This is a genomic window from Nocardia sp. CC213A (genome assembly GCF_030766805.1).
In the GTDB taxonomy this organism is placed as follows: Bacteria; Actinomycetota; Actinomycetes; order Mycobacteriales; family Mycobacteriaceae; genus Nocardia; species Nocardia otitidiscaviarum.
Window position 1 is genome coordinate 1 of record NZ_JASFXA010000018.1, and the last position, 22,694, is coordinate 22,694.

The 22,694-nt window shown below is 69.2% G+C and carries 21 protein-coding genes and 1 pseudogene; 10 read left to right on the forward strand and 12 right to left on the reverse strand.

The genetic code is table 11. The features are described from left to right. Positions 1-144 precede the first annotated feature (144 nt). The 5 genes from QJS31_RS27620 to QJS31_RS27640 form a co-directional block, all read right to left on the reverse strand. On the reverse strand, positions 145-663 hold the full coding sequence (locus QJS31_RS27620) for an LpqN/LpqT family lipoprotein (protein ID WP_306358091.1): 519 nt from the start codon (positions 661-663) through the stop codon (positions 145-147). Between the two features lie 284 nt (positions 664-947). Further along, positions 948-3,185: a cation-translocating P-type ATPase gene (locus tag QJS31_RS27625; protein ID WP_306358092.1), complete on the reverse strand. Its 2,238-nt coding sequence runs from the start codon at positions 3,183-3,185 to the stop codon at positions 948-950. Further along, positions 3,185-4,081, reverse strand: a complete 897-nt coding sequence (locus QJS31_RS27630) for a hypothetical protein (protein ID WP_282785675.1) — start codon at positions 4,079-4,081, stop codon at positions 3,185-3,187. Before QJS31_RS27630 ends, QJS31_RS27625 begins: the two co-directional genes overlap by 1 nt. Position 4,082: 1 nt before the next feature. Further along, positions 4,083-4,289 (reverse strand): heavy-metal-associated domain-containing protein, encoded by a 207-nt coding sequence (locus tag QJS31_RS27635; RefSeq protein ID WP_195144373.1) that lies wholly within the window; start codon positions 4,287-4,289, stop codon positions 4,083-4,085. 101 nt (positions 4,290-4,390) lie between these two features. Continuing rightward, positions 4,391-4,996 (reverse strand): TetR/AcrR family transcriptional regulator, encoded by a 606-nt coding sequence (locus tag QJS31_RS27640; protein WP_306358093.1) that lies wholly within the window; start codon positions 4,994-4,996, stop codon positions 4,391-4,393. A 74-nt stretch (positions 4,997-5,070) separates the two neighbouring features. Here QJS31_RS27640 and QJS31_RS27645 point away from each other — a divergent pair, with 74 nt between their 5' ends. The 3 genes from QJS31_RS27645 (at position 5,071) to QJS31_RS27655 (ending at position 8,867) form a co-directional block, all read left to right on the forward strand. Then, a complete protein-coding gene (locus QJS31_RS27645) occupies positions 5,071-5,823 on the forward strand; it encodes an SDR family oxidoreductase (protein ID WP_306358094.1) in 753 nt (250 codons plus the stop codon). A 134-nt stretch (positions 5,824-5,957) separates the two neighbouring features. Then, positions 5,958-6,887 carry a 4-(cytidine 5'-diphospho)-2-C-methyl-D-erythritol kinase gene (locus QJS31_RS27650; RefSeq protein ID WP_282785672.1) on the forward strand — a complete coding sequence of 310 codons (930 nt, stop codon included), beginning with the start codon at positions 5,958-5,960 and terminating at the stop codon, positions 6,885-6,887. Positions 6,888-7,016: 129 nt separating this feature from the next. After that, positions 7,017-8,867 (forward strand): ABC-F family ATP-binding cassette domain-containing protein, encoded by a 1,851-nt coding sequence (locus QJS31_RS27655; RefSeq protein WP_306358095.1) that lies wholly within the window; start codon positions 7,017-7,019, stop codon positions 8,865-8,867. 199 nt (positions 8,868-9,066) lie between these two features. Here the strand turns inward: QJS31_RS27655 and QJS31_RS27660 are convergent, their stop codons facing one another. Together QJS31_RS27660 and QJS31_RS27665 are read right to left on the reverse strand one after the other, a co-directional pair. After that, positions 9,067-9,900: an Abi-alpha family protein gene (locus QJS31_RS27660; RefSeq protein ID WP_282780406.1), complete on the reverse strand. Its 834-nt coding sequence runs from the start codon at positions 9,898-9,900 to the stop codon at positions 9,067-9,069. Then, complete coding sequence (locus QJS31_RS27665; protein WP_143979365.1) at positions 9,891-11,231, reverse strand: hypothetical protein; 1,341 nt, start codon at positions 11,229-11,231, stop codon at positions 9,891-9,893. Before QJS31_RS27665 ends, QJS31_RS27660 begins: the two co-directional genes overlap by 10 nt. A gap of 362 nt (positions 11,232-11,593) precedes the next feature. Here QJS31_RS27665 and QJS31_RS27670 point away from each other — a divergent pair, with 362 nt between their 5' ends. Beyond that, positions 11,594-12,472 (forward strand): Abi-alpha family protein, encoded by an 879-nt coding sequence (locus QJS31_RS27670; protein WP_282780409.1) that lies wholly within the window; start codon positions 11,594-11,596, stop codon positions 12,470-12,472. Positions 12,473-12,580: 108 nt separating this feature from the next. After that, entirely contained in the window at positions 12,581-13,099 is a 519-nt protein-coding gene (locus tag QJS31_RS27675) for a nuclear transport factor 2 family protein (RefSeq protein WP_282780411.1), read from the forward strand. 247 nt (positions 13,100-13,346) lie between these two features. On the opposite strand, the gene QJS31_RS27680 is transcribed toward QJS31_RS27675, so the two are convergent. Both QJS31_RS27680 and QJS31_RS27685 read right to left on the reverse strand, forming a co-directional pair. After that, the gene (locus QJS31_RS27680) at positions 13,347-14,969 is read right to left on the reverse strand and encodes a peptide chain release factor 3 (protein WP_282780413.1); all 1,623 of its coding nucleotides are present in this window, start codon (positions 14,967-14,969) and stop codon (positions 13,347-13,349) included. A 203-nt stretch (positions 14,970-15,172) separates the two neighbouring features. Then, a pseudogene (locus QJS31_RS27685) lies at positions 15,173-15,517 on the reverse strand (VOC family protein); the annotation flags it as partial. A gap of 550 nt (positions 15,518-16,067) precedes the next feature. Here QJS31_RS27685 and QJS31_RS27690 point away from each other — a divergent pair. Together QJS31_RS27690 and pth are read left to right on the forward strand one after the other, a co-directional pair. Continuing rightward, positions 16,068-16,676, forward strand: a complete 609-nt coding sequence (locus QJS31_RS27690; protein WP_282780415.1) for a 50S ribosomal protein L25/general stress protein Ctc — start codon at positions 16,068-16,070, stop codon at positions 16,674-16,676. A gap of 21 nt (positions 16,677-16,697) precedes the next feature. Continuing rightward, the gene (pth, locus tag QJS31_RS27695) at positions 16,698-17,279 is read left to right on the forward strand and encodes an aminoacyl-tRNA hydrolase (protein ID WP_143979369.1); all 582 of its coding nucleotides are present in this window, start codon (positions 16,698-16,700) and stop codon (positions 17,277-17,279) included. A gap of 67 nt (positions 17,280-17,346) precedes the next feature. Here pth and QJS31_RS27700 read toward each other — a convergent pair whose 3' ends face one another. Then, complete coding sequence (locus tag QJS31_RS27700; protein WP_306358096.1) at positions 17,347-18,246, reverse strand: LysR family transcriptional regulator; 900 nt, start codon at positions 18,244-18,246, stop codon at positions 17,347-17,349. Positions 18,247-18,340: 94 nt separating this feature from the next. On the opposite strand from QJS31_RS27700, the gene QJS31_RS27705 reads away from it, so the two are divergent. The 3 genes from QJS31_RS27705 to QJS31_RS27715 are packed head-to-tail and all read left to right on the forward strand — an operon-like array spanning position 18,341 to position 19,576. Then, positions 18,341-18,925 carry a flavodoxin family protein gene (locus QJS31_RS27705; RefSeq protein ID WP_306358097.1) on the forward strand — a complete coding sequence of 195 codons (585 nt, stop codon included), beginning with the start codon at positions 18,341-18,343 and terminating at the stop codon, positions 18,923-18,925. Beyond that, positions 18,922-19,359 (forward strand): nuclear transport factor 2 family protein, encoded by a 438-nt coding sequence (locus tag QJS31_RS27710; protein WP_282780422.1) that lies wholly within the window; start codon positions 18,922-18,924, stop codon positions 19,357-19,359. The genes QJS31_RS27705 and QJS31_RS27710 overlap by 4 nt, the downstream gene beginning before the upstream one ends. Before the next feature lies 1 nt (position 19,360). Then, positions 19,361-19,576 carry a 4-oxalocrotonate tautomerase family protein gene (locus tag QJS31_RS27715; protein ID WP_282780424.1) on the forward strand — a complete coding sequence of 72 codons (216 nt, stop codon included), beginning with the start codon at positions 19,361-19,363 and terminating at the stop codon, positions 19,574-19,576. A gap of 80 nt (positions 19,577-19,656) precedes the next feature. Here QJS31_RS27715 and QJS31_RS27720 read toward each other — a convergent pair whose 3' ends face one another. Together QJS31_RS27720 and QJS31_RS27725 are read right to left on the reverse strand one after the other, a co-directional pair. Further along, positions 19,657-21,327: a fatty acyl-AMP ligase gene (locus tag QJS31_RS27720; protein ID WP_306358098.1), complete on the reverse strand. Its 1,671-nt coding sequence runs from the start codon at positions 21,325-21,327 to the stop codon at positions 19,657-19,659. A gap of 108 nt (positions 21,328-21,435) precedes the next feature. Continuing rightward, entirely contained in the window at positions 21,436-22,623 is a 1,188-nt protein-coding gene (locus QJS31_RS27725) for an aminotransferase class V-fold PLP-dependent enzyme (protein ID WP_306358099.1), read from the reverse strand. Positions 22,624-22,694 lie beyond the last annotated feature (71 nt).

The following is a 22,694-nucleotide window of genomic DNA, read 5'->3' on the forward strand; positions in this document are numbered from 1 at the left end:
CCGTGCTGGGGTGAGCTGCCGTGCTGGGGTGAGCTGCCGTGCTGGGGTGAGCTGCCGTGCTGGGTGAGGCCGCCGTGCTGGGTGAGGCCGCCGTGCCTGGTGGGGGCGGAGATCAGGGTCGAGTCAGCGGCGGCCGCACCGGTTTCAGGCCGAGACGGCCAGTCCCGCGACAATGGCCGCCGCGTCGGCGCCGTCGTGGTCGGCGCGGGTGGTGACGGTCAGCTGCACCAGATACCGATCCTCGACGATGACATAGCGGTTGTAGGCCCACAGGGTCATCGGTTCGACCACGTAGGTGCCGGTGATCGCGGAGGACGGGAAGCCGTTGAACTCGCCGGTGTGGGTATCGAGCTCCTGCCACTCCGGCAGCCGCCGCGCATCGGTGAACCCGCACTCCAGCAGTTTGGACGAGTCCATCGGCTCGGAGAACTTCGCGACCAGCACCACGGCGTTGTCGGCCCAGCCGCCCTCGGGCGCGGTCGCCCACACCCCGTACGCGCCGGGGAACTGCGCCGGGTTCATCTGCTGCCACCCCTCCGGCACCGGAATCGAGATCTGTGGGGCGCCAGCGGCTTCGGGCGCGACGGACTCCACTTGCACACCCGCCGAGGCGAGGTATTCGGCAATGCTGGGCAGCCCATCGGGGCCGGTGGGGGTGGTCACGAGAGGTCCTCTCGGATCGACTACGGATGGCCGCAGGGGAGTCTGCCATGAACCGGCGCGCGACGATCGGCGACCGAGTGGATCGGTTCGAAGCCGGCGGTGGGATCGGCCGAGACCGACCGGGTCGATCGGGTCGAGACCGGCGGGGCGGCCGGTGGGCGACCCCGGGTGGATCGGGTCGAGACGCAGAGGGTTCGAGACGCAGAGGGTGTACCGCGACGACCGGGTCGGTCGGTGCCGCCGCTGGGGCGGGTACCGACCGACCCGGTCGATTCGCGTGCCGCTCAGGCGAAGCGGCGCAGGCGCAGGCTGTTGCTGACCACGAAGACACTGGACAGCGCCATGGCGGCACCCGCGAGCATGGGGTTGAGCATGCCCGCGGCGGCCAGCGGAATGGCCGCGACGTTGTAGCCGAAGGCCCAGAACAGATTGCCCTTGATAGTGCCCAGGGTGGCCCGGGACAGCCGGATGGCCGCCGCCACGGTGCGCAGATCGCCGCGCACCAGCGTGATGTCGCTGGCCTCGATCGCCACATCGGTGCCGGTGCCCATGGCCAGACCGAGATCGGCCTGGGCGAGCGCGGCGGCGTCGTTGACGCCGTCGCCGACCATGGCGACGACCTTGCCCTCGTCCTGGAGTCGCTTGATCACGTCGAGCTTGTCGCTGGGCAGCACCTCGGCGATCACCTCGGTGATGCCGACCCGATCCGCCACCGTGCGGGCGGCGGCGGCATTGTCGCCGGTCAGCAGCACCGGGGTGAGTCCGAGCGCCTTCAGGTCCGAAATCGCCTCGGCGCTGGTGGATTTGATCGCGTCGGCGATCACCAGCACGCCGCGAGCGGTACCGTCCCAGGCCACCACGACGGCGGTGTGCCCGGCGTCCTCGGCCTGGGACTTGGCCTGTGCCAACGACTCCGGCAGGGTGATCGACCAATCCTCGAGCAGCGCGGTGCGCCCGATCACCACCGCGCGTTCACCGACGAGACCCTGCACGCCCTTGCCGCCGTGGGAGACGAACTGCTCCACCGGATCCAGGGTCAGGCCGGCGGCCGCCGCACCGTCCACCACGGCCGTGGCGACCGGGTGCTCGGAACCGTGCTCCACCGCCGCGGCCACCGCGAGCAGTTCGTCCGCGTCCTGCCCGGCGGCCGGGATCACCTGCGCCAGCGTCATCTTGCCGGTGGTCACGGTGCCGGTCTTGTCCAGTACCACGGTGTCGATGCGCCGGGTCGACTCCAGCACCTGCGGGCCCTTGATCAGGATGCCCAGCTGCGCACCGCGACCGGTGCCGACCAGCAGCGCCGTCGGAGTGGCCAGGCCCAGGGCGCACGGGCAGGCGATGATCAGCACCGCCACGGCCGCGCCGAACGCGGCGGCGGTGGCCGTCCCGGTGCCGAGCCAGAAGCCCAGCGTCGCCACCGAAATGGCGATGACGATCGGCACGAAGACCCCGGCTACCCGGTCGGCGAGCCGCTGCACCTGCGCCTTGCCGTTCTGCGCGTCCTCCACCAGCTTGGCCATCTGCGCCAGCTGGGTGTCCGCGCCGACGCGGGTGGCGCGCACGGTCAGCATGCCGCCCGCGTTCACCGTCGCCCCGACCACCTCGTCGCCGGGCCCGACCTCGACCGGCACGGACTCACCGGTCAGCATGCTCATATCGAGGGCCGAACTGCCGCTCACCACTACGCCGTCGGTGGCGACCTTCTCTCCGGGGCGGACGAGGAATTCCGCGCCGACCGTCAGATCGGCTACCGGGATGCGGGTTTCGGCGCCGCCGCGCAGTACCGACACCTCCTTCGCGCCCATTTCGAGCAGGGCGCGCAGCGCCGATCCGGCTTTCTCCTTGGACCGGGTCTCGAAGTACCGGCCCGCCAGAATGGCCACGATCAGCACGGCCGCGACCTCGAAGTACAGCGTCGAGGCCGAATCGGTGCGCGAAATGCTCAGGGTGAAGGGATGTTTCATGCCGGGCATGCCCGCGTCGCCGAAGAACAGCGCGTACACCGACCAGCTGAAGGCCGCGATGGTGCCCAGCGAGATCAGCGTGTCCATGGTGGCGGTGGCGTGCCGGGCGTTCATCCAGGCGGCGCGGTGGAACTGCGCGCCGCCCCACACCACGATGGGTGCGGTCAGCGTGAGCGAGAGCCACTGCCAGTTGTCGAACTGGAGCGCCGGGATCATGGACGTGGCCACCACCGGCAGTGCGAGCGCCAGGCTCGCCAACAGTCGGTGCCGTAGGTCCGCGGTGGCACTGGGGCGGGAATCATCCTCGGCCGCTTCGTTTCTCGCCGATTCGGTGGTGTGCACGGCCGCGCTGTAACCGGCCTCGGTGACGTGCTCGATGAGGTCGTCGGCGGTCACCGACTGCGGGAAGCTGACCTTCGCCTTCTCGGTGGCGTAGTTCACCGTCGCGGTGACGCCCTCGATCCTGTTGAGCCGCTTCTCGATGCGGGAGGCGCACGAGGCGCAGGTCATACCGCCGATCTCGAGTTCGACGGACCGCTCGGCAGTGGGTGCGCTCATCAGTGACCTCCTTCGTGTGCTCCGTGCCCCACCGGATCGACCGGTGCGGGGGCGGTGGTGGCGGTGATGGTGAATTCGGCGGTGTGCACCGCGTTGCCGTGCGAGAAGTCCAGGTACAGACGGTAATCCCCGGCCGTCGGCGCTTCCGCGTGGAATGCCACCTCCGGTCCGGCCGGTGTCGTGCCGACCTCGCCCTGCGGATGGACGTGCAGGTAGGCGAGGTCGCTGGCCCGCAACGCCACCAGATGCCCGTATGCGCCCAGATAGGGCCGCAGATCGGTGACCGGCTTGCCGTCCCGGGTGACGGTGAAGCTCAGTTCGCTTCCGGTGGTGGTCAGCTCACCGGTGAGGGTGACCCGGTACCCGTCCACCTCGGCGGTCCGGGACGGCGGCGGCAGGGGCTGGAGTGCGGCCTGCCCGGTGACGGTGACGGTCCGGCTCAGGGTGAGCCCGCCCGGCCCGCCGGTCGGCGCGAAGTCGGCGAATACCCGGTAGGTGCCCGGTTCCTTCCAGGTCCAGTCGATGGACCAGGTGCCGTCCGCGGCCAACTCCGGATGCACGTGCCGGAACTGGCCCGCGTCGGTGCGGGCCACGATCAGGTGCAGGTCCTTTTCGTGCTGTTCGTCATAGGCGGTGACGGTTCCGGACGGTCCGGTGATCCGGAAGCTCAGTACGCCGGGCTGATTCGCCGTGGTCGGAGCGCTGATCTCACCGAGGGTGTAGCCGGATTCGCTGTCGGCCAGGCCCAGGGTGTCGGCGTCGGCCGCCTGGCTCTGCGCGGTGTCGTGCCCGGGGGCCGGGCTCGGGTCGCCCACCAGGGCGCCGATCCCGAGCGCGGCCCCGAACAGCACGACCAGTCCGCCGCCGAACGCGGCGAATCTCAGTCGATCGTTCATCTCAGCCCGCCACCTGGTAACCCGCCTCGTCGACGGCGGCCACGACGTCGGCGTCCGCGAGGGGAGCGTTCGACTCCACCTTCACCAGACCGCTCGCGAGGTCCACGTCGACAGTGGTGACGCCATCGATCTTGCCGATCTCCTTCTGGACCGAACCGACGCAGTGGCCGCAGGTCATCCCGGTGACGGTGTAGGTGCTGGTGGCCATGTCAGACTCCTTCTCGCGCTCATCATACGGTGTGGGGGTATCCCCGACATCGATGAACATACCCCCAAGGGGTACCTGGCGCAAGCCTGTCGCCGGAAAACTCAGTGCGCGATCTCCTCGGGCCAGGCGCGCATGGCGAGTTCCGCGGCTTTGCCCAGTTCGGCGGCGGTCGCACCGTCCTGGGCGCTCTGGGACATGCCCTGCAGAACCGCCGCCGTGTAACGCGCGAGCGCGGCGGGATCGGTGTCGGCGGGCAGTGTCCCGGTCTCGACATCCGCCCGGATGCGCTCCTCCAGTACGGCCACATTGTGATTGCGCTTGTCCCGGAGCAGTGTGGCGACCTCGCGGTTGGTGGTATTGACCCCGGCGCTGATCACCATGCATCCGGCCGGGCGACCGGGTTCGGTGTAGGCCGCCGCGGCCTCGCGCAGCAGGCGTTCGGCCGCGCCGCGCGCCGTGGGCGCCTCGGCGAAGGCGCGCATGGCGAATCCGCCATAGCACTCGCCGAAGCGGTGCACCGCCTCGGTGAACAGCTGTTGCTTGTCGCCGAAGGCGGCGTACAGGCTGGGCGCGCCGATGCCGAGCTCCTCGGTGAGATCCCGGGTGGAGGTGGCCTCGTACCCCTTGCGCCAGAACAGGCGAATCGCCTTGTCCAGTGCGGCGTCTCGATCGAAGGAGCGGGGACGTCCCCGTGTCGGTGCGGCCATGGATCTATTTTATAGCGCTCGCTATTCAATGTGTTATCTTCTTTCTGTAGCGACTGCTAGAGAAAGGCATGCACATGGGCGCGCTGACAGGGAAGACCGCACTGGTGACCGGCGGCAGCCGCGGTATCGGCCGCGGCATCGCGGAACGACTCGGCCGCGACGGGGCGCGGGTCGGGGTGCACTACAACGGCAATGCGACCGCCGCGAAGGAGACCGTCGCGGCCATCGAGGCGGCGGGCGGATCGGCCTTCGCGATTCAGGCCACCCTCGGTGCGCCCGGCGACGCGCGGACACTGTTCGATGCCTTCGACGCCCAGGCCGACGGCCTCGATATTTTGGTCAACAACGCGGGCATCGACGGTATTCGGGAACCCATCGCGGGTACCGACGAGGAGTCCTTCGAACGCGTCTTCGCCGTCAACACCAAGGCCCCGTTCTTCATCACGAAGCTGGCGCTCGAGCGCATGCGCGACGGCGGCCGCATCGTCAACATCTCCACCGGGCTCACCCACGGCGCCTACATGCCGGAACTCGTCGCGTACACGATGACCAAGGGTGCGCTCGACGCCTTCACCTCGATCCTCGCCAAGGAGGTCGGCGCGCGCGGCATCACCGTCAACGCGGTCGCACCCGGCATCGTCGACACCGATATGAACGCCGCGTGGCTGCGCAACGATCAGGCACAGGCGAACGTCTCGGCCATGTCGCCGTTGGGCCGGGTCGGGCAGGCGGCGGATATCGCCGATGTGGTCGGCTTTCTCGCCTCGAACGACGCCCGCTGGGTGACCGGCCAGTGGATCGACGCCACCGGCGGTGCGCTGCTGTAGACCCGAAGGCCACGGATCGGCCGGTGGGTGGTACTTCCGCCGATCCGGTGACGGCGGCACGGTGCGTCGGCGGGATGTCCGGCGGGCTGTGCCGCCGTTCGTTATCGGCGGCCGGTGCGCACTAGGCTTGGCCCGTGCTGTCTGTTGTACCCGGTCCCGTGGTCGTGCGCGCCCCGTCGAAGGTGAATCTGCACCTCGGGGTGGGCGATCTGCGCGACGACGGGTACCACGACCTCACCACGGTTTTCCAGGCGCTGTCGCTGAGCGACGATGTGCGCCTGGCTCCGGCGGGCTCGCTGGCGGTGAAGGTGACGGGGGAGGGCGCGGCCGAGGTGCCGACCGACCGCACCAATCTGGTGTGGAAGGCGGCGGTCCGACTGGCGCACCTGGACGGCCGCGCGCCGCTGGTGGAGATCGCCATCGACAAGGGCATTCCGGTCGCGGGCGGGATGGCCGGGGGCAGCGCCGACGCCGCTGCCGCGCTGGTGGGCCTCAATGACCTGTGGGAGCTGGGGCTCGGCCGCGAACAACTGCTGGACATCGCCGCCGAACTGGGCAGCGATGTGCCGTTCGCGCTGCACGGCGGTACCGCCCTGGGCCGGGGGCGCGGAGAAAAGCTGCTTCCGGTGCTGTCCCGCAACAGCTTTCACTGGGTGTTGGCGCTTGCCAAGGGCGGCCTGTCGACACCCGAGGTCTTCCGCGAACTGGACCGGCTGCGTGCGGCCGGTGACCCGCCCCGCCTGGACAGCCCCGAAGCGCTGCTCCAGGCATTGGCCTCCGGCGATCCGCATCAGCTCGCACCGCTGCTCGGCAACGACCTCCAGGCCGCGGCGCTGTCGCTCAAACCCGAGCTGCGCCGGACCCTGCGCGGCGGCGTCGCGGCGGGCGCGCTCGCGGGCATCGTGTCCGGCTCCGGCCCGACCTGCGCTTTTCTGTGCGAGAGCGAGGAGGCCGCGGTGGCGGTCGCCGCCGAACTCTCGGGAGCGGGCGTCTGTCGCAGCGTCCGCACCGCCACCGGCCCGGTGCCCGGAGCCCGAGTCGTATCGGACCCCGGTATGCACTGATCCGGTGACAGCTGATTTCGTAAGGAGCTGGGTACGCCCAGCGGTCTCCACGGTCGTGGCCGCCGGTCCGCGCCCCGAAGTGAGTACATTCGCGCGACCGGCAGCACACGCGGAGAGGTGGTCAAGCCCATGGTCAACCTGATCAATCTGGAGCAGGTCGGCAAGAGCTTCGGTATCAAGCCGCTGCTCGACGGTGTCTCGCTCGGCATCCACGAGGGGGACCGGATCGGGGTCGTCGGCCTCAACGGCGGCGGCAAGACCACGCTGCTGGAGGTGCTGACCGGGATCGAGCAGCCCGACAGCGGCCGGGTGAGCCGCATGGGCGGGCTGCGCATGGCGGTGGTCACGCAGCGCGGGGTGCTGCCGGACGGGGCGACGGTCGGCGAGGTGGTGCTGGCCGGGCTGGCGGAAGACCGGGCGGCGTGGGCATCGTCCGGCGGTTCGACGGGAGATGCCGGTCGCGCGCCGGGCGGCCCGGACGTCGTGGCCGAGCACGAGTGGGCGTCCGATCCGCGGATTCGCTCGGTGGTCGAGGGCATCGGAATCGCCGACCTGGGCATGGACACGCTCGTCACGAATCTCTCCGGCGGCGAACGCCGCCGGGTCGCACTGGCCGCCGCGCTGGTGCGCGATCTCGATCTGCTGGTGCTGGACGAGCCCACCAACCACCTCGACGTGGAGGGCGTGCAGTGGCTGGCCCGGCATCTGCTGGCCCGGCGCAGCGCGCTCGTGGTCGTCACCCACGACCGCTGGTTCCTCGACACCGTCGCCACCCGCACGTGGGAGGTGGTGGGCGGCAAGGTGGAGACCTACGAGGGCGGTTACAACGACTGGATCTTCGCGCGCGCCGAACGGGCCCGGCAGGCCGACGCCGCCGAGGCGCGGCGGCAGAATCTGGCCCGCAAGGAACTGGCGTGGCTGCGGCGCGGCCCGCAGGCGCGCACCTCCAAGCCGCGTTACCGGGTGGAGGCCGCCGAGGCGCTCATCGCCGATGTGCCGCCGCCGCGCGACACCGTCGAACTGGCCTCCTTCGCGCGTAAACGCCTGGGCCGCGTGGTGATCGAGCTCGAGGACGTCACCCTCGCCACCCCCGACGATCGGGAGCTGGTGCGCGATCTGACCTGGCGGCTCGCGCCCGGTGAGCGGGTGGGCCTGGTCGGCGTCAACGGCTCCGGCAAGACCACGCTGCTGCGCGCCCTGGCCGGTGACGCGGACCCGAAGGCGGGTAAGCGGATTCAGGGGCAGACCGTCCGCATCGGCTGGCTGCGCCAGGAACTCGACGACCTGCCGCTGGGTATGCGGGTGCTGGAGGCGGTGCAGGATGTCGCGCAGCGAATGATGCTGGGTGACAAGGAGATCTCGGCCGGTCAACTGGCCGAGCGGCTGGGCTTCACCCCGGCCAAGCAGCGCACGCCGGTCGGCGACCTCTCCGGCGGTGAGCGGCGTCGGTTGCAGCTCACCCGCATTCTGATGAGCGAACCGAATGTGCTGCTGCTCGACGAGCCCACCAACGACCTCGACATCGACACCCTGCAACAGCTCGAGGATCTGCTCGACAACTGGCCGGGCACCCTGGTGGTGATCTCCCACGACCGCTACCTGATCGAGCGCATCTGCGATTCCACCTGGGCGCTGTTCGGCGACGGCAAGCTCACCAATCTGCCCGGCGGCATCGAGGAGTACCTTCGCAAGCGCGCCTCGACCGAGGCCAGGAACACCCCCGCCAAACCCGCCGCTCAGGCGAATACCACGGCTCCCACCACGGATGCGGCCGCCTACCGCGCCGCCCGCAAGGAGCTCGCCAAACTGGAACGTTCCATCGAGAAGCTCACCGAACGCGAGCAGAAGCTGCACACCGCCCTCGCCGCGGCGGCCACCGACCCGGACAAGCTCATCACCCTGGGCGGCGAGCTGAAGCAGGTGCAGGCGGAGAAGGACGCGGCGGAGGAACGCTGGCTCGAACTGGCCGACAACGCCTGAGCCAGCCGATCACCCGCCTGAGGCAGCCGATCACACGTCCCCCCGGCCGCTCATCGGTGGCGACCGCGGGCGGTGGCCTTCGAGCGTCTGCCAGATACCGGCAGCCGCTTGGCAATGTCGCCGTGGGCCGCTCCGGTCGGCTGCTGCCGCGAACGACGGTGGGGTGGCGGCGGAACCGTGGCGGGCTTTCGGTGGCGACCTACAGCGCCTGGTCCAGGCTGGGGACCGGGAGGCAGGTGCGCACGAAGCCGCCGCCGAAGCTGGTGAGCTCGATGGTGCGGTAGAGGACCTTGGTTCCGAAACCGGTCCGCTTCAGCAGCTTTCGCGCCTCGGGGAGGGCCTCCAGCAGCTGGTACCGGTTGGGGTTGCCGAGCGGTTCGCGGCCCAGGTCGATCAGGCCCAGACGGCGCAGATTGGTGAGGTATTCGTCGGTGCGGTTGGGGTAGCGCAGGCCCGCGTCCTCACCGAGCAGGTTGAACCAGCCGCCGCGGGTACCGGCGGTGCGGCTGACGCGGATGTCCATGGCGGGCTGCGGCCCGTCCAGGTAGAGGAATCGAACTATCCGGGCCTCGTCGGGGGCCAGCTCACCGAGAATGCGGGCGTAGGCGGGATGGCTCTCCTCGGCCCCGTGCAGGTCGGCCGACTGCCGTAGGAGTTCGGCTCCGCGCGCCCGCAGGGCGGTGACCGTGGCGGTATCGGGCACCGGCTCCGGTCCGGGCGTGGGATGCACCCCGAGCGCCTGCCGTAGTGAATCCCGCACCTGCGCACCGGCTTCGGTCAGGATGGTGCGGGGCGGCTGCCCGGACATGCTGCCGCGCAGTACGGTCCCGGTGACGCCGAGCGCGGTGCCGACGCCCCAGGCCGTCACCTCCGTCAACGCCGACCACGCCACTCGCACCACGCCGGTGGTGGTGCGCACGGTGCTGGTGCGCTCGGGTTCCGGCACGACCGGTACGGGAGGTGTCGGTCGTACGGCGAGTTCGGTCGAGTACTCCCGATCGTCGCCGTCCGCATCGGATTCGCTCAGATCCATGTGGTCGCTACTCCTGTTCCGAAGACCAGGATGTGAGCGTAGCCCGCGAGCAGCCCGAGCGCGCCGCCATGGACGAACAAAAGCCATTCGTCTTGTTTGATGGCCGATCGCAGCATGTCCACGAACTCGGGCGGGCTCAGCGCCGACATTTGTTTGGCGATGTACTCCGAGACCTGTTTGCCCTGTTGCACATTGAACGACGGGTCGGCGAAGGCGATGGGCGCGATGCGCGTGGCCTCGGCGGTGAGGGTCGACTGGAGGGTGTCGTACTCGCGGCTGCCGAGCATGAACTTGACCGCGCCCTTGGCCGGACCGAGCGCCCGGTCGGCGGCCGGGCGCAGCATGTCCTCCAGCATCTGTACGGTCCGGTCCGAGCGCGGGCCGTTGAGCAGCTCGTCACCGATATTGGCCACGGTCATGATCTCCCGCGATACCAATTCCGCATAACCCTCGGTGATTTCGGGCTGTCGCTTGATCAGCAGGCCCTGTCGCCACGGGCACCACCACTTCGGGTAGGCGGGTTCGAAGATCAGGTTGATGCCCACCCAGTTCACCACCCAGCCGATGATGACGCCGCCGATGGGGAGCACCACCCAGGTGTTCAGCCAGCCGATCTCGTAGATCCGGCCGGTCTGCAGGATGGCGACCAGGACCAGGCCCATGGGTGCGCCGAAGTAGAAGCCGAAATTCTGCATGAACCGCAGTTCCTTGGCGCCCAGCACCTGGAAAACACTGTTCAGCAACTGCGGCCGCGCTTGGAAGTAGCGAATCACCATCTGCTTGACGTCGAGCAGTTGATCGATGTTGGCGCCGAGTTCATCGGTGAGCTCCCGCAGAATCTCGGGCAGCTGCTGCCGGACGCGTTCGTGAATCAGCTCCCGAACCTGCGTGGGCAGGTTGTACCAGAGTTGCGGATGTTCCCGCTTCAAGATCTCTTCAACGATGTCGCGGATCTGAACTTCCGCTATTTCGGTCAGATGTTCAGCCAGTTTGTCGGGTTCCAGTTCCCGATAGAAGTCCGCTACGCTCCCGAGTTTGGCCAACCCCTTGTCCACCGCGATGGACGCCATCTTGTCCGCACGTGACGGAACGATCCCCTGCCAGCCCATCCGCCCGTCGTACTGCAGCAGTGGCAGCACCTGAATTCGCTTGGGCAGGTACGGAAACAACGCCGCCAACCCAGGCATCCGGATGCCGTGGAAGTTGAGCGGTTTGAACAGCATCAGCACACCGGTCCAGTTGGTGATGTAGCCGATGACCCCCGTGAACAACGGAATAGTAATGATCTCCAGCAGAATGGTCGGGTGGATTCCGAAAACACTCTCTAGCACGACACCCTCCTGCCGACCCCTACCGGTACGAGCCGCTGTACCGGCACGCTCAAGTTAGCACCCCGTCGGCAGTCGGACCTTACTGTCGATTCAGGTAGCGGGTCCACCCGCGGGTTCGCCCGCGCCGAGATCTCGGTCACAAACACCCACCCCGATGTGTCGTCGCGCGGACGCTGCCGCCACAATGGCGGGGACCACAGCCATATCCCATTCGGTTGACGGTGTCGGGGGTCATGTTGGGCGGGTGTCGCCGGGCGAGGACGGGGTAGCCTTCGCATGGCTGACCGGTTCACCGTGCCTGGGGTCTGTCGGCGGCATAATCTGTGAACGGTTTCGTTCACCTGGCGAACTTCGGAGTAGACGTGGCAGACGACAGGACCGGGCACGCGGTGGTCCGTCCGGGTTCCCGTGCCGTGGAGCGCAGCTCGGATGTGGAGCAGCGTCAGATCAGCAATGAGGCGCGGCTGATTCGCGGGGCCTTCCGCGCTGCCGGACTGGCGGTCGGCACGGCGGTGCGCAGCGGGCAGTGGGCGGTCGACACCTCGTTCGAGATCACCAAGCAGCTCACTCAGGCCGCGTTGGACGGCGAGTCGTCGGCCGATATCGCCGAGCGCACGGGGGCGGCGCTGCGGTCCATCGCGCGCAGCGCGCTCGGCGTCACCGAGGGGTCGGTGCGCGAGATCGTCAGTTATGTGCCCACACCCGCGGGGCCGGCGCAGCAGGCGCTGCCCGTCAACGGCAGCCTCATCCGCTCGGCCAGCGCGGACGATCTGCGTCGCCGCGGCGACGCGCTGCTGGCGCGCTCGGCGGATGTGTACTTCACCGAGGACGTGCATCCGGCCTACGACCGCATCCTCGACGAGCTGGCCCCCGACGAGGCGCGCATCCTGCGGTTCATGGCCTTGAACGGCCCGCAGCCGTCGGTGGACGTGCGCACCAACCGGCCGCTCGGCATCGGTTCGGAGCTGGTCGCGGGCGATCTGACCTCGGTCCCCGAGCAGGCGGGCGTGCGCTATCCGGACCGATCGCGCCTCTATCTGATCAACCTGAACCGGCTGGGCCTCACCATGACCTCCGACGATCCGGTGGTGCTGAGCCGCTACATGGTGCTCGAGGTGCAGCCGGTGGTGGAGGCGGCCCTGAAGAAGGCCGGACGGGTGCCCAAGATCGTGCGGAAGAGTCTGCGGCTGACCGAGTTCGGCGAGGACTTCTGCCACACCTGCTTCAGCATCGACTCGTGACCGCCGATCCGGCATTCGATACCGCTGGGATGCCGGGGCGATAGCGAATCGGTACAGATCTGCGCCAATCGGCGAGAATCCCGTATCCGTGATGGGATTGTGGGAGGTATGGACGCCGATGCCGTCGCCGCGATCAGCCGGCTGAAGTTCCGCTACCTGCGCGCCCTGGACACCAAGGCGTGGGACGAGTTCGCCGACACCATGGTCCCGGAGGCGACCGCCACCTACAGCGAGTACCTGCAGTTCGAGTCCCGCGACGCCTTCCTCGCCTTCATGCGGAACACGCTCGGACCACACGTCATCACCGAACACCGCTGCGACCACCCGGAGATCGACGTCGACGGCGATACCGCCACCGGCACCTGGTACCTGGCCGACACGGTGCTCATTCCCGGCCACAATATGCTGCTACGCGGGGCGGCCTTCTACACCGACGAGTACGTGAAGTGCGAGGACGGGGTCTGGCGGATCGCGCACACCGGCTACGAACGCACCTACGAGGTGGTGCTGTCGCTGTCCGATCTGCCCAGCCTGCGGCTCACCTCCAGCCGCTGGGGGCTCATCGCCCGCGAACCCGCGGACGCCAACCGCACCGAGCCCAGCCCGCCGGAGGCGACCATGGGCTGAGCGGCCGCCTGTCGTGCCGACTGCTCGCGCTCTCACTCGCCTGAGGTGACCGTGGGCTGAGCGATCTCCGGTCGTGCCGACGGCTTGCGCTCTCACTCGCCTGAGGTGACCGTGGGCTGAGCGATCTCCGGTCGTGCCGACTGCTCGCGCTCTCACCGCCTGAGGCGACCAAGTGGGCTGACCGACCGCCCGTCGCGCCGACGGCCAGCGCTCTCATTCAACCGGCGGCGGGCAATGGCGGGCGAGCCTACTCCGCGCCCGCGACCAGGGGCTCCAGCGTGAGTTTCGGCAGCTCCTTCTGGATGTACTGCAACTTCCACTTGTCGCCGAACAGCGCCAGCAGGACGCCGTCGCTGCGGGTGAACACCTCCACGCCGCGCTGGCGGGCCAACTCCGGGGCCGATTCGGCGTCGGTGCGGCGGGCCAGCGAGTAGGGGAGGCGGTCGAGCTGGGTCTCGACATTGAATTCCGCCTGCATGCGGGCGGTGACGACCTCGAACTGCATCGGCCCGACGGCGGCCAGCACCGGGGTGGCGTCGCCGCGCACGTCATTGCGCAGCACCTGCACCACGCCCTCGGAGTCGAGCTGGTCGATGGCCTTGCGGAACTGCTTGTACTTGCCCGCGCTCCGGGCGCGCAGGGTGGCGAAGTGCTCCGGCGCGAAGGACGGGATGGGCGGGAACTCCACCTTCTTCCCGGCGAAGAGGGTGTGGCCCGGGGCCAGCGCGTTGGCGTTGACGAGGCCGACCACATCGCCCGGGTACGCGGTGTCGACGGTGGTGCGTTCGCGGCCGAAGACGGTGAGCGCGTACTTGGTGGCGAAGGGGCGGCCGGTCTGGGCGTGCGTCACCACCATGCCGCGCTCGAATTCGCCGGAGACCACGCGCATGAAGGCCAGCCGGTCGCGGTGCGCGGTATCCATTCCGGCCTGCACCTTGAACACCACGGCGCTGAACGGATCGGTGGTCTCGCGTGGCGTGCCCGTCACGTCTTTGCGGGCGGCGGGCGGCGGGGCGAGCCGCACCAGCGTCTCGAGCAGTTGGCGCACACCGAAATTCAGCATGGCGGAGGCGTAGATGACGGGGGAGGTGTGGCCCGCGAGGAACAGCTCCTGGTCGTGGTCCTGACCCGCGGCGGAGAGCAGTTCGCTCTCCTCGGCGGCGGTCACCCAGACATCGCCTTCGCGCTCGAGGGCCTGCTCCGGGGTGTAGTGCTCCTCGGGCGCGATGGTCGCGCCGCCCGCGGTGCGGGTGAAGTGGATGTACTCGACGGGAGCGCCCTCCTCGCCGCGCCGCAGCAGGCCGCGGAAGTCACCCGCGATACCGACCGGCAGGAACAGCGGCGTGGGGGTGAGGCCGATCCGGTCCACGATCTCGTCGAGCAGTTCGAGGGGGGCCTGACCCGGCCGGTCCCACTTGTTGATCACGGTGACGACCGGGATGCCGCGGTCGCGCGCCACCTGGAACAGCTTGAGCGTCTGCGGTTCCAGGCCCTTGGCGGCGTCGATGAGCATGACCGCGGCATCGACCGCGGTGAGTACGCGATAGGTGTCCTCGGAGAAGTCGGAGTGGCCAGGGGTGTCCACCAGATTGATCACGCAGTCGCCGTACTCGAACTGCAGGGCGGTCGAGCTGACCGAGATGCCGCGCGCCTTCTCCATCTCCATCCAGTCGGAGACGGTCGACTTGCGCCCGGACTTGCCGTGGATGGCTCCGGCCTCGGAGATCACCTTGGCGTGCAGGGCGAGAGCCTCGGTCAGCGTGGACTTACCGGCGTCGGGATGCGAGATCACCGCGAAGGTTCGCCGCCGCGCGACCTCGTCGGCCAACCGTCGCGGGACGGCGTCGGTCGGGGTGGTCGGGGAAGTCACGGGAGCTCCTTCGAGGCATCGGCAACCGCTCCAGGGTAGCGGCCCCGGACCACCATCCCGCCCGTGGGCTGGACTCCTCGCCCCCCCCGAGAAGATCAGGGGGAACTGGTGGCGGGGTCTACTGGGCCGCCGCCGCCACCGGTTCCCCCTGCGTGCGAGGAGGGGCGGGGGTGGAGGCCGAGCCGGGTGAGGTTGGCGGTCAGGGTGAGGCAGAAGGGGTGGCCGGCTGGGTCGAGGAGTACGCGGAAGCGTTCGGGGGCGGGTTGTTTCGCGACCGGGGTGGCGCCGGCCAGGACGGCTTCGGCTTCCGCGGCGTCGAGGTCGTCCGCGCCGAGGTCCAGGTGGATCTGCTTGGGCAGGGCGTCCTCGGGCCAGGTGGGCGGGCGGTAGTCCTCGACGCGGGTCGCGGATATCAGCAGATCGCCGACCCGGGCCACCGCGACGGTCGCGGTGGAGTAGGTGATCTCCCCGCCGAGCAGTGTGGACCAGAAGGTCGCCAGTGCGGCGGGGTCATCGCAGTCGAGGGTGATGGATCCCAGGCGCGCCATACTCACCCCCGCGATTCTAGGCCGCGCCGATCCCGGGCCTGGATCCCGCGAGCGGGCGTGGACAGCGGGCGTTTCCGCTGTCCGCCGGGGCCGGGCGGGGCATGCGGTGACGGCACGCCGGGGGGATAGGGTCGCCGCACTTGTCGTGCGCAGCGGGCGGGATGGCGGTGTGCCATGCGGCCGGAAAGGTACGCGAGATGGGGGCGACGGTGCGGTGGCGATACGGGGTGGGCGGACGGGTGCGCGGTGAAGAGACCGACCGGTTGAGAAATTCGGGGTGCGGGTCGCGCGCGAGGGATCTAGGCTTCGAAGTGGCGCGTGTGGCATGTCCCGGGACGGGGGTGCGTTTTCGGGGTGCGTTCGGCGCGTGTTAATCTCTTCGGGTTGTCTCGGCGAGGGTGTTGGCACCTGTGCCCACCGTGATCGACGCGGCTCGGCTATCGGCCGTCCATGTTCGTTCTCCCTTGCCGGACGAGCAGACCAACACCAACCGGGGATGGGTCCCCTGGTGTGCAGCCGACAGAGTCCGAGCCGTAGGAGTAGACCTCTCATGTCCGACGCCAACCTTCTCGAAGCCACCGTACGCACCGAGTTCGGCAAGGGCGCCGCGCGTCGCACCCGTCGCGACGGCAATGTTCCCGCCGTGCTGTACGGCCACAACTCCGATCCGCAGCATCTGGCCGTGAACGCCCAGGCGTTCGCCGCCATCCTGCGTGAGCACGGCACCAACGCCATCCTGAGCCTGGACATCGCGGGCAAGAAGCAGCTGGCGATGACCAAGTCGGTGGTCGTGCACCCGATCCGCCGCTACATCGAGCACGCCGACCTGCTGGTCATCAAGCGCGGTGAGCGCGTCGTCGCCGACGTGCACGTCACCCTGGTCGGCGAGGCCGCCGCGGGCACCCTGGTCACCCAGGAGGCCACCGTCCTCTCGGTCGAGGCCGACGCCATGAAGCTGCCCGAGTCCATCGAGGTCTCCGTCGAGGGCATCGAGGCCGGCACCCAGATCACCGCCGGCCGCATCGAGCTGCCCAAGGGCGTCACCCTGGCCGGTGATGCCGATGCGCTGATCGTCAACATCATCGCCGCCCCCGCCGCCGAGGCCGCCGAGGGCGAAGCCGAGGCCGAGGGCGAGGCTGCCGCCGAAGCCGCCGAGTAATACTGCTCCGCAACGGTTCACATGACCGAGGCAACAGCCGGGCCCGCGCTGGTGGTCGGACTGGGTAATCCCGGACCCGAGTACGAGCGCACCCGGCACAATGTCGGTTTCCTGGTCGCCGACGTGCTCGCGGGGCGCGTCGGCGGTCGTTTCACCGTGCACAAGAAGTCCGGCGCCGACCTGTTGGAGGCGCGCCTGGACGGGCGCAAGGTGCTGATCGCCAAGCCGCGCACCTTCATGAACCTGTCCGGCCGCCCGGTCGCCGCGCTGGCCCGCTTCTTCTCCGTGCCCGCGACCGAGGTCATCGTGGTGCACGACGAACTCGATCTGCCGTTCGGCACGGTGCGTTTGAAGCGCGGGGGCGGCGAGGGCGGCCACAACGGCCTGCGCTCGGTCTCCCAGTCGCTCACCACCAAGGACTATCTGCGGGTGCGCTTCGGCATCGGCCGTCCGCCCGGCCGTCAGGACCCCGCCGATTTCGTGTTGAAGCCCTTCTCCGGCCCGGAGCGCAAAGAGGTCCCGGTGATCGTCGAGCAGGCCGCCGACGCGGTGGAACTGCTGCTGCGCGTCGGCCTGGAACCGGCGCAGAACCAGCTGCACTGAGTCGATCGGTCGGGGGTTCTTGGGCCGGGACTGATGGGCCGGGCCCGTTCGGTCGGGCTCGACCGGATCAGCGTCTTCCCATCTGCTCGATCACCAGCTCCACGAAAGTCTCTACGGGCGCGGATGTCTCATCGTGCCGGGTGGCGCAATACCAGGTGCGCCGCTCCGGTACGGCTCCCACACGGACCGCTGTCACATCACTGCGCTCGCGCGTCCGCTCGGCCACCCAGGCGGGCATGACCGTCACCGAATCGCCCGCCGCGACGAGTTCGATGATCACATCGAATCCGGTCGCCACCGTGGTCAGCCGACCGTAGCGCGCGCCCTCCGGCACCGGCAGCGGTGGCGCCGGAATCCGTTGCTGATCATAGGAATCCGGTAGCACCAGGTGCACGTCGTCGAAATCGGCCACGGTGACGTGATCGCGCCGCGCCCATGGATGATGAGCCGCCACCACCGCGCGCATCTCGTCGTCGAACAACCGCTCCAGCCGCACTCGGTCCATGCGGCGATCCAGTTTGGCGATCATGGCGATATCGAGCCGATCCTCGAGCAGCGCGTCGATCATCTCGTCATCGCGCACGGTTTCGATGCGAACCTCGGCGTCGGGCATGCGCTGGCGAAAACGGGTGAGCACCAACGGCATCCACTCGTAGCTGGCCGCGCACTGGGAGGCGATGCGCACCGGCCGGGTGCGGCCCGCGCCGAGTTCGAGCAGATCCATACGCGCCGAACGTAATTCGCCGAGAGCGCTCCCGGCGGCCTGGAGCATGCGCCGACCGGCGTCGTTGGGCACCAGATTCCGTCCGCGCCGGTCGAACAGCGGCAGGCCGAGGCGGTCCTCCAGGCGTAGCAGCCGCTGACTCAGTGCGGGCTGGCTGACGTAGAGGTGGCGGGCGGCCGCGGTCAGGGTGCCGTGGCTGCCGAGCGCCTCCAGCAGTTCGAGATCGCGGATATCGACATCCATAACTTCAGCTTATATCCGATATCCAAACTATGTCGTGGTGTTATCGCTGTGCGGTTCCTAGCGTTGATCTCACCACCAGTTGAAAGGAACGCGTATGAGCACCATCGCCGTCGTCTACCACAGCGGCTTCGGCCACACCCGCCAGCAGGCCGAGGCCGTACGCCGGGGCGCGGCGGCGGTACCGGGCACCGAGGTCACCCTCGTTTCCGTCGACGAGTACGACTCCGCCTGGGCCGCCATCGACGCCGCCGACGCCATCATCTTCGGCACCCCCACCTACATGGGCGGACCGTCGGCTCCCTTCAAGGCGTTCCTGGACGCGACGTCGGGCCGGTGGGCGCGGCAGCAGTGGCGGGACAAGCTGGCGGCGGGATTCACCACCTCGGCGGGGGTGAGCGGCGACAAACTGGCGACCTTGCAGGCGCTGGCGCTGTTCGCCATGCAGCACGGCATGGTGTGGGTGGGGCTCGGCCTGCTGCCCGGCGACTTCGAATCCGTCGACGACCTCAACCGCATCGGCGGCTTCCTCGGGGCCATGGCGCACGCGCCCGCCGACGCCGCCCCCGAGATCGCGCCAGGGCCGGGCGATCTCGCGACCGCCGAACACCTGGGCCGACGCGTCGCCGCCGCGGCGATGCGGTGGACGGGCGACCGCTCGCTTGCGCGGGTCGGCTCATGAGCACCGGGAGAACGGCGACCTCCGGCGGCGACCGGGCACGAGATCACGCGGCGGCGGGCGGCGGTGCCGAGGCGGGTATCCGGGAGGCGCTGCGGCTGTACTTCGACGGGCTCTACTACGGTGATACCGCCCTGCTGGACCGGGTCTTCCATCCGCAGGCGATCTACGCCACCGCCACCGAGGGGCCGCTGCTGCGGCTCACCATGGACGAGTACTTCCCGGTCGTCGCCGCCCGGGAAGCGCCCGCGGCCCGAGGCGACGAGCGGCGCGACCGCATCCTCGGGGTCGAGTTCGCCGGTCCCGTCACCGCCCTGGCGCGCGTCGAATGCGCGCTCGGGGCCAAGCATTTCACCGATCTGCTCACCTTCGTTCAGGTGGACGGCCGCTGGCGGATCATCGCCAAGGTGTTCCACTACGACCTCGTGGAGAACTGATATGCCCTACGTCAACATCAAGGTCACCGATGAGGGTGTCACCCGCGCGCAGAAGGCGGAGCTCATCGCGGGCGTCACCGACCTGCTGAACCGGGTGCTGCACAAGGACCCGGCCACCACCTTCGTCGTGATCGACGAAGTGGCCCTGGAGGATTGGGGGATCGGCGGACTTCCGGTGCCGGAGTACCGGAATCGAGATCGTCGTCGTGACGGCTGATTCCGGAGTGGACGGTAGGGGGCGGCCGGAATCGGTTCGGCGTCCGACCGTCGGTGCGTGTGCGTGACGGTTCGCGGCGTTCAGTCGGGCGCTGGCGATTCCGCAGGGCGGGACAGCGTGGCGGTGGCGGAGCGACGGAGTTTGCCGGAGGAGGTCTTCGGCAGCGCCCCGGGGCCGAGTACGGTCACGCTGCGCGGGCGCACGCCCACCTCGGAGAACACGGCGTGCACCACCTCGTGCTCGATACGCCGCACCTCCTCCGGATGCTGGTGCTCGTTGCTCTCCACCACCACGGCGAAGCTCTCGCGCTTCTGGCCCGCGTCCAGGCGCACCGCCACCGCATTGCCGGGGCGAACGCCGGTGACCCGCATGGCCGCTCGCTCGATATCGGTGGGGAAGATGTTGCGGCCGCCCATGATGATCACATCCTTGATGCGGCCGCACACCACCACCAGATTCTCCTCGGTGAAATAGCCGATATCGCCGGTGTCGAGCCAGCCGTCCGCGTCCTGCGCGCCGCGGAAGCCGTCCACGGTGACATAGCCGGAAGTCACCGCCGGACCGCGCAATTCGATGACGCCCACCGAGCGCACCGGCAGCGGCTGCCGGTCGGCGTCCACCACCCGGCCCTCCAGATTGTCGACCAGATAGCCGAGGGTGGGCAGGCGGCGCAGATTGCCGTAGTGGTGTTCGGGATGCCGGACGGGGACCGCCTTGCCGATCGCCTCCAGCAGGTCGGCGTCGACGATGTCGACCACCTGTCCGAGGCCGGGATCCGGAATCGACACGGCCAGCGTGGTTTCGGCCATGCCGTACACGGGGGTGAGCGCCATGGGGTTGAGTCCGAACCGTTTACCCGCGGCGGCCAGGGCGTCCATGGTATCGGGATCGACCGGTTCCGCGCCGTTCCACATGTAGCGCACACTGCTGAGATCCACCGCGCCGTCCGCGGCCATTCGCAGTTTGCGGGCCAATAGCGAGTAGGCGAAATTAGGTGCCGCGGTGACGGTTCCCCGATACGTGGAAATCAGTTCCGCCCACAGCATCGGTCGCCGCAGGAAGTCCAGCGGTGTCACGCACACCACTTCCGCGCCGAATTGCATCGGCACACTGAGGAATCCGACCATTCCCATATCGTGGAACAGCGGCAGCCAGCTGACCATCACATCGTCGTCGAGTTGGAATTTCACCCGATCGAACATGGCGTAGGCATTGACGAAGAAATTCCCGTGCGTGATCCGCACCGCCTTGGGCGAACCCGTGGATCCGGAGGTCAGCTGCTGCAATGCGATATCCGATTCCTCGGTGGGCAGCGGATCGGTATCCGCACCGTCGCGCAGCTCGTCCATGAGCACCACCGCTATCCCGCGTTCGACCAGCAGCGGCGCGGCGGCCTCGAAGGGCGCGCCCAAGACGACGGCGCGGGCGTCGATCATGCGCAGCACCGTCTCGGTATCGCGCGCCCAGAGTTCGAGATCGGTGCGCGGCGTCGGCTGGTGCAGCATGGTGATGGACGCCCCGCGCATCCAGACGGCCTGGCAGGCGGGGGCGATATCCACCGGCATCCCCGCCAGCACGCCCACCGCGTCCCGGTGCCCGATGCCCGCGGCGGCCAGCCCGCCCGCCATTCGCCGGGCGATGGCATGGATCTCGCCCCAGGTCTGGCGCAGCGGGGCATCCGGCTCACCGGTCACCAGCCCGCGAACCGATGTCCGCGCCGTCGCATACATTTCCTCGGTGAACCGGCTCACGTCGCACTCCCTCACCCTGTCTCCGCGGTCGGGGACACTCCCACTATCCCGCCGACACGCGGGTCTGTTAACCCGGTTTCGCCCAACAGGAGGGTGTACGTCGGCGTGTTACCGATTGGTTCGTTTCGTGAGTGTCGTGACCGCTGCGACGAATCGGTCCAGGTCGTCGAAGCTGACGAAGCAGTGCGGCGCGGCGCGGACCACCGCGCGCAGGTCGCGGGCGGTCATATCGAGCAGGGTGGATCCGCGCTGGCTCACGGTGACGGTGACCGATTCGGCGGCGAGCCGATCGCGCACGTCCGCGGGCTCGTAACCGGCGACGGTGAAGGACACGATGCCCGCGTGCTGGGTGCCGCGGTCGTGCACGGTGACGCCGCCGATCTCGGCCAGTGCCTTGCGCAGGTACTCGGCGCGTTCGGCGATGGCCTGGTAGACCTGGGTCGGGCCGAGGTCGAGCAGGTACCGCACGGCCGCGCCCAGGGCGAGGCGGGCGGCCACGTCGCACTCCCAGAACTCGAAGCGCTTCGCCCCGTCGGCCAGGCGGTAGTCGTGCGGCGCGGTCCATTCGGCGCTGTGCAGATCCAGGCGGCCGGGTTCCATGGTGGCCGCGAGTTCGGGGCGCACGTACAGGAAGCCGGTGCCGCGCGGGCCGCGCAGCCATTTGCGGCCGGTGGCCGACAGCGCGTCCACCTCGAGTTCGGCCACGTCGAGGGGGAGCTGCCCGGTGGACTGGCAGGCGTCCAGCAGCACCAGCGCGCCCGCCCGGTGCGCGATGCGGGTGGCGTCGGCGACGGGGTTGACCAGGCCGCCGTTGGTGGGCACATGCACCAGCGACACCAGCTTCACCCGCTCGTCCAGCATGCTCGCGAGGGCGTCCAGATCGAGTTGGCCGCTGCCGTCACCGGGGATGGCCTCCACCGTGGCCCCGCTGCGGCGGGCGCGCTGGAGCGCCGCGATGGCATTGCTGCCGTAGTCCGTGCCCGAGATGAGGATGCGGTCGCCCGGCCCCAGCGGCACCGAGTAGAAGAAGTCGCTCCACGCCCGGCTGGCGCTGTCGCTGAGCGCGATGGCGTCGGCGTCGGCGTTGATCAGCGCGCCGATCGCGGTCTTGACGGCGTGCAGGTCGTCGAGGCGTTCATTGGCGGCGCGGTAGCCGCCGATCTCCGCTTCGCGGCGCAGATGGGCGATGGCGGTGTCGACGACCGTGCGCGGCGGCAGGGAGGAACCGGCGCTGTCGAGGAATACCTGCCCCTCGCAACCGGGGGTGTCGGCGCGCAATTCGGAGAGATTCAGCATGTCATCGACCATATCGACTGGTCCGGAAAGACCCGTTCGTTTGGTCGGAATCAGACATGATGGTGACTCGG